Here is a 1,998-nt window from a genome sequence, read left to right as displayed (position 1 = left end):
TTGAGTCAAACGGATTTGCAATTGTGAGTAAAGTTGAAAATTATCAGCATGTTACTGTCTTGTTGCATGAGGCGGTGGATGCGTTGGCAATCCGTGAAGACGGGATTTATGTGGACGGTACGTTCGGTAGGGGAGGGCATTCCCGGTTGATTTTGTCGCGTTTGGGTGAGCAGGGGCGTTTGGTCGTTTTTGATAAAGACCCCGAGGCGATTGCGGTAGCCAATGAGCTGGCGGCGCAAGATAAACGTGTCAGTGTCGTACACAATGGTTTTGAAACATTTCAGACGGCCTTGGATGAATTGGGTATCGATAAGATTGACGGTGCGCTTTTTGATTTGGGGATTTCGTCGCCGCAAATTGACGATGGCAGCCGCGGATTCAGTTTCCGCTTTGATGCGCCGTTGGATATGCGGATGGATCCGACTCGCGGGATGTCTGCGGCAGAATGGATTGCAACCGCATCCGAACAGGATTTACACGAGGTAATTAAGAATTATGGTGAAGAGCGGTTTAGTCGCCAGATTGCGCGCGCCATTGTTGCGCAACGCGAGGAGAGTCCCATCGATACAACCCGCAAGCTGGCGCAGCTTGTGGCGCAAAACGTCCGTACTCGTGAGCGCGGACAAGACCCTGCAACGCGCACCTTCCAAGCAGTTCGCATCTTTATTAACCGCGAGCTCGAAGAGGTAGAGGCAGTCTTGCCGCAGGTTGCAGGCCGTCTGAAAGAGGGTGGACGTTTGGCTGTTATTGCGTTCCATTCACTAGAAGACAGAATTGTGAAACAGTTTATTAAAAAATATTCGCAACATGCGCCTTTGCCCCGTTGGGCAGTGGTCAAGGAAGCGGATTTGCCTCAGCCACCTTTGAAGGCTGTGGGCAAAGCAATCAAACCGGGTTCGACAGAGACTGAAGCCAATCCACGTGCGCGTAGTGCAGTTTTGCGTGTGGCGGAGCGAAGCAGTGGCGAATTTTCGGTTATTGAGTAGGGGATGGCGTCTGAACGCTGTCGTAAGAGATAGTCCTGTTGACAGGCCGTCTGAAAGTTTGAGATGGGTAAGTTGAATATTTTATTACTGGTTTTGGTGACGGTCTCAGCCTTTGCCGTAGTGTTTAAGCAAAACCAGTCCCGTTTGCATTTTATCGAGTTGGATAAGGCACAAAAACGGGAAATTCAGTTGGAACAGGATTACGCGCGCTTGAAATTGGAGCAGGCTAGGCTGGCAAACCACAAGTTGATTAAAGTGGCGGCCGAAAAGCAACATCTGCTTCCACCGGGTGCGCATAATACGGCTATGCTGGAACGCAAAAAATAAGAATATAGAGCCTTGCATTAGTGCAAGATTTACGGGATTTGATGGCTCACTGAGCAGCTAAGTCATGAGAAGTTCAACATGTTAATTAAGAACGAATATAAACCTCAAATGCTGTCTGGAACAACAAAAACGAAAAAGCCGCTGACAAGTAACGGGCGAATCGGTTTGGTGCTGGGCGCTGTTGCGCTGGCATTTACCGGTCTGTTGGTACGCGGGGTTTATCTGCAAACCAGTCAGCATGAGTTTTTGAAAAATCAGGGCGACCAACGTTTTGTGCGTACGCTTCCGCTGCCGGCATCACGCGGTATGATTACCGACCGCAATGGCGCCACATTGGCTTTGAGTGCGCCTACCGAATCATTGTATGCCATGCCTTCCGGTATGGAAGAAATGCCGACTGCAGAACAATTAGAAAAACTGTCGGCCTTTGCCGATGTGCCTGTTGAAGTTTTGAAAAATAAATTGTCTAAAAAAGACAAAGGCTTTATCTACCTGAAACGTCAACTCAGCTACGAGAAAGCAGAAGAAATCAAAGCATTGGGCATTAAAGGCATCGCATTCCAAAAAGAATTGAAACGCCATTACCCGATGGGCAATCTGTTTGCGCACGTTATCGGTTTTACCAATATCGACGGCAAAGGTCAGGAGGGCTTGGAGCTTTCCCGTGAAGACAGCCTGCGCGGTG

The 1,998-nt window shown here is 49.1% G+C and carries 2 protein-coding genes and 1 pseudogene; all 3 read left to right on the top strand.

The window, feature by feature from the left end; all coding sequences use genetic code 11:
* The first annotated feature begins 23 nt into the window (after window positions 1-23).
* A complete protein-coding gene (rsmH, locus tag ACTHUT_RS19100) occupies window positions 24-986 on the top strand; it encodes a 16S rRNA (cytosine(1402)-N(4))-methyltransferase RsmH (RefSeq protein ID WP_070585193.1) in 963 nt (320 codons plus the stop codon).
* Between the two features lie 63 nt (window positions 987-1,049).
* Window positions 1,050-1,313 (top strand): cell division protein FtsL, encoded by a 264-nt coding sequence (gene ftsL / locus ACTHUT_RS19095; protein WP_003681879.1) that lies wholly within the window; start codon window positions 1,050-1,052, stop codon window positions 1,311-1,313.
* 78 nt (window positions 1,314-1,391) lie between these two features.
* Window positions 1,392-1,998 (top strand): annotated as a pseudogene (locus ACTHUT_RS19090) (penicillin-binding protein 2); the annotation flags it as partial.

The sequence above is a fragment of the Neisseria sp. P0022.S010 genome (assembly GCF_051956635.1).
This window is presented reverse-complemented; position numbering and strand designations above follow the sequence as displayed.

Coding starts and splice junctions, on each gene's coding strand:
- ftsL (WP_003681879.1), top strand. CDS start 1,050: ATGGGTAAGTTGAATATTTTATTACTGGTTTTGGTGACGGTCTCAGCC.